Origin of the sequence: Clostridium sp. AM49-4BH (assembly GCF_003478335.1) — a bacterium.
Taxonomy (GTDB): Bacteria; Bacillota; Clostridia; order Lachnospirales; family Lachnospiraceae; genus Butyribacter.
In genome coordinates, this window is record NZ_QUFB01000038.1 from 22,124 (window position 1) to 28,918 (window position 6,795).

The window sequence follows — 6,795 nt, forward strand, 5'->3', positions numbered from 1 at the left end:
ATCATTTAATCTCCATTCCTAGTCTGCGCAATACCTGTGCAAAATTGTCTGGGAGTTCCGCTTTCCAAACATATTCTTTTCCATGTGCCGTAAATATAAGCTGCCAAGCATGCAGCAATTGCACTCGCTGATGTAACTGCTCTCGATCGAAGGCAGACGCTCGTTTCGTACTGTATTTAACGTCCCCCACCAATGGATGACCAATGCTTGCCAAATGAGCACGAATTTGATGAGATTTACCTGTGATCAGATGCACCTGCAACAGGGTAAAAGATTCCCCTTGATACATCCCCTGTTGAAGCGGCAGGTACTCCGTTGCAATCGGTACACTGTTAGGGCCGGGCTGTTGTCTTACTGTCACTTTATTGGTTCGACTATCCTTCTCTAGGTAGCCTTTCAAATACTGCTTTTTTGACACACTTCCATGAACAACACATAAATAATATTTGCAGATTGTACGTTCCTTGAACCGCTTATTCATGTCCTGTAGCGCACGTACCGTCTTTCCTGCTACGATCAGGCCGGAAGTATTTCGGTCCAAACGATTGCAGATTCCCGGACGAAACGTGTCATCAGCAGCATTATCTGCCAAATAATCTGTAATCTGTTCAACGATCGACCTGTCATTTCTGTCCGCTTTTTGGGACAGCACTCCAACCGGCTTATTAACCACCAAAAACTGAGCATCCTCATAGACAATTTGCAACGGCGGCAAGTTTCTGTCATAGTGCCCCTGCTGCAACTCTATTTTTCCTTGACGTGCACCCTTTTCCAGCCTCTTTGCCTGTGGCATCTGTCGTGCACCATTAGTCGGCCTCTTTGCCTGTGACAGGTGTTGTGCGCCATTAGTCGGCCTCTTTGCCTGTGACAGGTGTTGTGCGCCCAAATCAACTTCTCGAGCTTTCTTCCCTGACCGAAAACCCTCAATTGTTTCATCCGCAAGAAACAATTTTATCTGATCGCCAGTCTGAATCCGCTCCGACCCAGACACTTTTTTCCCGTTTAACACAATGTTTTTCTTGCGCATCATCTTATAAAAAAAGCTTTTCGGAGCATCCGGCATATATTTTTCCAAATAGCGATCCAAACGCTGTCCTTCCTCGCGTTCAGAAATTATTACTTCTCGCATAATAGCTCTCTGCCCTTTCTCTCGGTTATACGATCAAAGATCGCAGGTAAGATTTCACATGTTCCAACTCTTCTTCCTGATCCTCCGTACATTCCGGAATGGAATCAATTCTTGCTAACTCCTGTAAAAACATCGCCTGCTTCTCCACGATCTGCACTTTATACTGCGTTCCCCAGTTAGCAACGCCCTTGGACAAATACTCTCTAACATAGGATAATTCCTGTTTTCCATTGCCCAATACGCCAATCACTCGTCCATTACCTACTGCCAAAAAATCTAAATGCATAATTTTTTCGGAAGAAGTGATCACCAGATCTGTCATCAGTTCCATCCTCTCCGGCAAAGCTTTTTGCACCTTTTGGTATTGTTCCTCGGTTACAGAATGATACGGAAATACCACAACAAAACCAACAATCTGTTTCACGATCGGCAGTACCCCTAACACTGCGATCACCGTAAATAAATTCTGTCTGGACATATGATTCAGCACCAATCCCAATACATAAATTCCAATAGAAATAGCACTATAAATAATTGCTATCGTAAGGGTTCTTTTCTTTCTATTGTTTATATAACCGAAATCTCCACGTTTCGCTTTCATCCGTTCCTCCAATCATATCTTGTAATTACTGCATGCGCCATCCTGCGTAATATTTGTTTTTTAGCATTCCATTCTGCATATATTTTCCCCAGCCTAATGCAAAACCATTTACACATACTAACACATAATTTTCCGTCTGCTTTAACATCCCCTCATTCAAAACAGTCACATCCTGCAGTGTCTCTCCTTTCAGGTAACGGATCACATCCTGTTCTTCGGAAGATAAATTCACATACGGAAGCTTGTCCTTATCGCAAATAGAAAGTGCAAGCTGTATGGACGGCTCAAATCGTTTCTCGGCGCTACCTACGATCAATCCTGTCTGAATACAGCGAAGCCCTTTCCACGATACGGATCCTTCCATTTCTAACGTAAACTGTTTCTTGCCGGAAACCAAACGATACCTCTCTGCCCCGGGAGCCGAAAGACATCCTGTCCACCAAGCCGCCTTAGCCATAAGATTGTTATCTCCATCCTTCATTCCGCAGTCTTTTTTTCCAGAGAGACGTTGTTGTCTCGTACCGGCATATTTTGATTTTCGTTCTGCTCCGAAACTTTGATGCTTTTTCTCTGCCATACGAAAGCTATGGTCATGTGCTCGCTCGGCAAGGGTGTTTTCCTGCTCTACAAAAGAATCTGTCTGCTCTGCAGCCGACGGATCCCCTTTCTGCAAAAGAACAGCGAAATGTCCCTCTCCTACTGCTTTATGCGGAAAAATTCGAACACAGCGGGATAACTGCTGCCGTTCCGTTTCTGTCAATGCAGCATCCGTGATTCCGCTGCAAAAGCCCTCTTTACGTGGGACTTCACAAACGTGCATATCCGGAAATTGCCGCAAAAACCACAATATATTTTTTTCATCTTCTTCCGGCGAAAAAGTACATGTGGAATAGACCAAATATCCACCTTCCCGAAGCATTTGATAAGCCGCCTTCAAAATATCCCGTTGAATCGGAGCATAATATTGCGGTCCTTTTTCTTCCCAATCCTGTACCATATGGGGATCTCTGCGAAACATCCCCTCTCCGGAGCATGGTGCATCAATCAAAATACCATCAAAATACTGTAAAAAGGACTCTTGCAATCGTTCCGGCTTTTCCGCTGTAACGACTGCATTGACCGCACCGGCAATCTGCAAATTCTTCGCAAGTGCCATCGCCCTGGAAACACTAATATCATTTGCAACCAATTGACCGGTTCCCCGCAGCTTTGCAACCAGCTCTGTCGCCTTGCCCCCCGGTGCTGCACAAACATCTAAGATTCGATCTCCTTCATGCACAGGCAGGATCGATGCCGGTATCATCGCACTGGGTTCTTGAATATAATACAAGCCCGCATAATAATAAGGATGTTTGGCAGGATTACATTGCTCATCGGTTGTCAAAAAGCCTTTCTCCGTCCACGGTACCGGCTTTGTCTTAAATGGACAGATTTCCGCCCATTGTTCCAAAGAAATCTTAGCCGTATTGATTCGTATGGCAGTCTGTGATCTCTGCTGCATACTTTCTATATATGCGGAATATTCCTCTCCAAGCAAGTCCTGCATGGCTTGTTGATATTTCTTTGGTAACGTCATTGTAACCGTATCCTTCCTTTCTACCGATACTGTAATCCCCGCATGACAACACCTGACTATCAGGCATTACAAGCTGGATTTTCCTTTCCAGCAACACTGCAATCTCTTATAACAGCATTGTAAATATTCACTGTGCCAAATACCATAGTATAGGATATGGATCCATACTTTGCTCTCTGCCATCCTTTGCAATATAGATTCCAAAGTGCAGATGTACCGCGAATTGTCCACTGGTCCCTTCCGGTCCATACCCGGTATTACCCATTAACCCCAAATAATCGCCCGCTTTTACTTTGCTGCCTTTGCGCAGATCAGGTGCATATTGCTGTAAATGTGCATAATACACATAATATCCCTGTTTGGAACGAATACCTATACGGTATCCTCCCAATTTCAGCCAGCCAATTTGTTCGATCACACCATCACACACAGATTGAATCTGTAAGCACCCCGGCTGATCTTTGGAAGCATGATATCTACACCCTCGTGACTTCTTTTGCCACCAAACGTTCTCGGTGCTCCATAGCCATCCTCAAATTCCCAAGATACTTTACCTCGGCGATCCTTTCGCACCGGAAAGCGTTCCATATCACGAAGCAACGCTCTGCTATGCGAAGATATATGGTTATGCTGCATTAACGTCTGATACTTCAGCAAGTTGTTCTGCCTGCTTTGCCAAGTCGCAATATACAGCCCCATATAGCCGATCAATAGAACATACACTGCAAAAACAAGCCATATCTTTCGTATACGGATCTTATTTTTGTTCATAGAAAATTATATGCTTTCTATGTCCGCATATGCTTTCCGGCTACACGATTATTCAAATGATTCCTTACATATTGCGGTTCTTCTCAGCGCAAGCATGCATTGCGTCCATGACGATTCCACGAAGCCCGCCTTCCTCTAACACACGTACCGCATCAATGGTTGTTCCCGCCGGTGAACATACCATATCCTTAAGCTCACCCGGATGCTTTCCGGTTTCTAATACCATTTTAGCACTGCCAAGTACAGACTGTGCAGCGAACTGATAAGCCTGCGCACGAGGCATTCCCTCCGCTACAGCAGCATCTGCCATGGCTTCAATGAATAAGAAAACATATGCAGGAGAACTTCCACTAACCGCAATAACAGCATCCATAATCTTTTCGCTGATCACTTCTGCCTTTCCAAAGCTCTCCAAAATATCGCATACCTGTTTTAAATCCTCTTCTCCAACATTTGCATTTGGACATACCGCCGTAATTCCCTCACCAACTAACGCCGGTGTATTTGGCATCGTCCTAACAATCTTATGAGATCCACCAAATGCCTCTTCTACCCAGGCAACGGATTTGCCTGCTGCAATCGTAACAATAATCTGCTCCGAAGACACAACATCTTTGATCTCTGCAATTACCTCCGCATAATAAACCGGTTTCACTGCAAGCACGATAATATCTGCTTTTGCAGCCTCTTTGTTATCTAAAGTGACATTCACTCCATACTGTGCTGCTACCGTGTCAATCGTCTTTTGTGTCGCTGCCGTTGCAATGATTTCATTCTTAGGCAATAAACCTTTGCGCAGCACACCACCGATCATCGCCTGTGCCATATTTCCAGCTCCGATAAATGCTAATTTCATGTCTCATTCCTTCTTTCTGTCCAAGCCATTTTCGTGCATCTAAAACCTCTATAAGGCTCACTACATAGTAGCACAAATCCCCTATGACAGGCAAGCATCCCACAGTGCAGCTGCAATATCAATGCCATGGCGCAATCGCTATATTTATGCCACAGTGCAGCCGCAATATCAATGCCATGGCGCAATCGCAGCATCAACGCCATGGCGCAATTTCCATAGAATCCATATATACCTGTGTAAATTTTGCCTGCTCTGCCAGTTCAATATGATGTATGTCTGCGATATGCTCCTGCAGCATATCTATAAATTTCGGGTCACATAACGCTTCGCCTGCTCCTTTTCCCGCTGCGTTCCCAACAAAAATGATTTTCTTATCATCAATAGAAGGTAAGAGTCCCATCTGTTTTGCACTGCCCGGATTGACAAATCCTCCAAAGACACCAGCAACGTACAGCTCCTGTATGTCCTCCACTGACACCACTGCCTGCTCTAATAACAACATCATGCCGCTCTGTATCGCTGCTTTCGCTAACTGCACAGAACGAATATCCTGCTGCGTCAATACAATATCGTCATACAGAACAAATTGTCTTTCTCCCTTAACATCCGTAGTCAGACAGTCCGCAAATGGTCTGGCACTGTTTATCTGCATCGCTTCTTCACCAGAAAGCAGGCAACCATCCGATGTCATCACTTGATGGCGACGCAGAGCCGCAAGAAGATCTACCAATCCGGAACCACAGATCCCTATCGGCTTCTGATCATTTTGTTCTCGAGCAGGCACCAAGGTAAGCTCGATATTGCCCGCACCACGAAACAGTTTCACCGCATTAATAACCCCTGCTCTCGCTCTCCTGCCATGCGAAATCCCTCTTCCCTCAAATGCCGGACCTGCGGCAGTAGAACACGCATACAGTGTTCCTCTGTTATTTAACAGAATCTCTGCGTTCGTTCCCAGATCAACCGCTAATTGGATTTTATCCGCATCCCACATCCGCAAATTCCCAAGCATTGCCGCAGCATCTGCGCCAACATGTGCCGCTATGCCAGGCAATACTGTAATGGCTAACGTATTCCAGTCCTTCCAGCCAACATCTTTCCCCAATAACGTATAGCAGCCTTCATAAGCTGCCGAAAATGGAGCTCCCATCAGACCGGTAACGTCTTTTGCAAAAGAAGATGACACATGACCGTGTTTCCTACCACCGCCATTTGAACCGGTACAGTCTGCGCAAAAAGTGACTTCCATTTACAGATCAGTTTGCTGCCCATTTGGAAGATCTGCTCGCGTATACGCTGTACCAAAAGGTCGCCTCTTCCCTCTTTGACATGCATAAGCCGCATCATAACATCACTGCCATAGGTTCCCTGTGCATTGTCTTCTGCTAACGTTGCTACCAGCTCACCATAAGAAGTATATAGATCAACCACCACCGTTGTCGTTCCAATGTCTACTGCCATCCATGGATCTCCTCCCGTTTGAAACTGCGTATCTATCGCTTGTCCTATTTTAGCGCTTTCGCGTGTAGAATTCTTTAAGATCACCATCTCCTGTCACCTTCTTTCTATTGTTTTCTACCGAGAGAAAAAGTAATATTTCAAACTTCGCACATCCGAAGTTGCCATCTAGTCACATATTGCTTACTATGTCAGTAAAACAATAGCTATTTTGCAGCTAATAAAGTAACTTATTCTGCCATCAAGAAACTAAGACAATTGCCGCAGAACGCAGAGTATTTACGTGATTTCTTATTTTGTTAAGTCTCTGATGAATACATGCCTGAAGGATTGTCTGAGATGTCCCGGTTTAGCAAGGTATCATCCATTTTTGGACGGGACGCTTTCGCTACGATGCGCTACGT

Annotated in this window: 8 protein-coding genes; all 8 read right to left on the bottom strand. The window is 45.0% G+C overall.

Going from position 1 to position 6,795, the window contains the following annotated elements; translation table 11 throughout:
• Window position 1: 1 nt before the first annotated feature.
• Entirely contained in the window at window positions 2-1,129 is a 1,128-nt protein-coding gene (locus DW981_RS10710; RefSeq protein ID WP_118507705.1) for an RluA family pseudouridine synthase, read from the bottom strand.
• Window positions 1,130-1,154: 25 nt separating this feature from the next.
• Entirely contained in the window at window positions 1,155-1,730 is a 576-nt protein-coding gene (locus tag DW981_RS10715) for a hypothetical protein (RefSeq protein ID WP_022024239.1), read from the bottom strand.
• A gap of 25 nt (window positions 1,731-1,755) precedes the next feature.
• Window positions 1,756-3,306: an SAM-dependent methyltransferase gene (locus DW981_RS10720; RefSeq protein ID WP_118507706.1), complete on the bottom strand. Its 1,551-nt coding sequence runs from the start codon at window positions 3,304-3,306 to the stop codon at window positions 1,756-1,758.
• A 127-nt stretch (window positions 3,307-3,433) separates the two neighbouring features.
• Window positions 3,434-3,736, bottom strand: coding sequence for a M23 family metallopeptidase (locus DW981_RS10725; protein WP_118507707.1), 303 nt, complete (start codon window positions 3,734-3,736; stop codon window positions 3,434-3,436).
• The gene (locus DW981_RS10730; RefSeq protein WP_118507708.1) at window positions 3,721-4,077 is read right to left on the bottom strand and encodes a hypothetical protein; all 357 of its coding nucleotides are present in this window, start codon (window positions 4,075-4,077) and stop codon (window positions 3,721-3,723) included. Before DW981_RS10730 ends, DW981_RS10725 begins: the two co-directional genes overlap by 16 nt.
• A 64-nt stretch (window positions 4,078-4,141) precedes the next feature.
• A complete protein-coding gene (gene proC / locus DW981_RS10735; protein WP_022024242.1) occupies window positions 4,142-4,933 on the bottom strand; it encodes a pyrroline-5-carboxylate reductase in 792 nt (263 codons plus the stop codon).
• 193 nt (window positions 4,934-5,126) lie between these two features.
• Window positions 5,127-6,119: an ASKHA domain-containing protein gene (locus tag DW981_RS10740; RefSeq protein ID WP_182434232.1), complete on the bottom strand. Its 993-nt coding sequence runs from the start codon at window positions 6,117-6,119 to the stop codon at window positions 5,127-5,129.
• Window positions 6,083-6,394, bottom strand: coding sequence for a hypothetical protein (locus tag DW981_RS10745; protein ID WP_182434233.1), 312 nt, complete (start codon window positions 6,392-6,394; stop codon window positions 6,083-6,085). Before DW981_RS10745 ends, DW981_RS10740 begins: the two co-directional genes overlap by 37 nt.
• Window positions 6,395-6,795: the final 401 nt, after the last annotated feature.

Bases quoted from the DNA above. Each gene is read 5' to 3' on its own strand.
- DW981_RS10710 (WP_118507705.1), bottom strand. From the start codon at position 1,129: ATGCGAGAAGTAATAATTTCTGAACGCGAGGAAGGACAGCGTTTGGAT.
- DW981_RS10715 (WP_022024239.1), bottom strand. From the start codon at position 1,730: ATGAAAGCGAAACGTGGAGATTTCGGTTATATAAACAATAGAAAGAAA.
- DW981_RS10720 (WP_118507706.1), bottom strand. From the start codon at position 3,306: ATGACGTTACCAAAGAAATATCAACAAGCCATGCAGGACTTGCTTGGA.
- DW981_RS10730 (WP_118507708.1), bottom strand. From the start codon at position 4,077: ATGAACAAAAATAAGATCCGTATACGAAAGATATGGCTTGTTTTTGCA.
- proC (WP_022024242.1), bottom strand. From the start codon at position 4,933: ATGAAATTAGCATTTATCGGAGCTGGAAATATGGCACAGGCGATGATC.
- DW981_RS10745 (WP_182434233.1), bottom strand. From the start codon at position 6,394: ATGGCAGTAGACATTGGAACGACAACGGTGGTGGTTGATCTATATACT.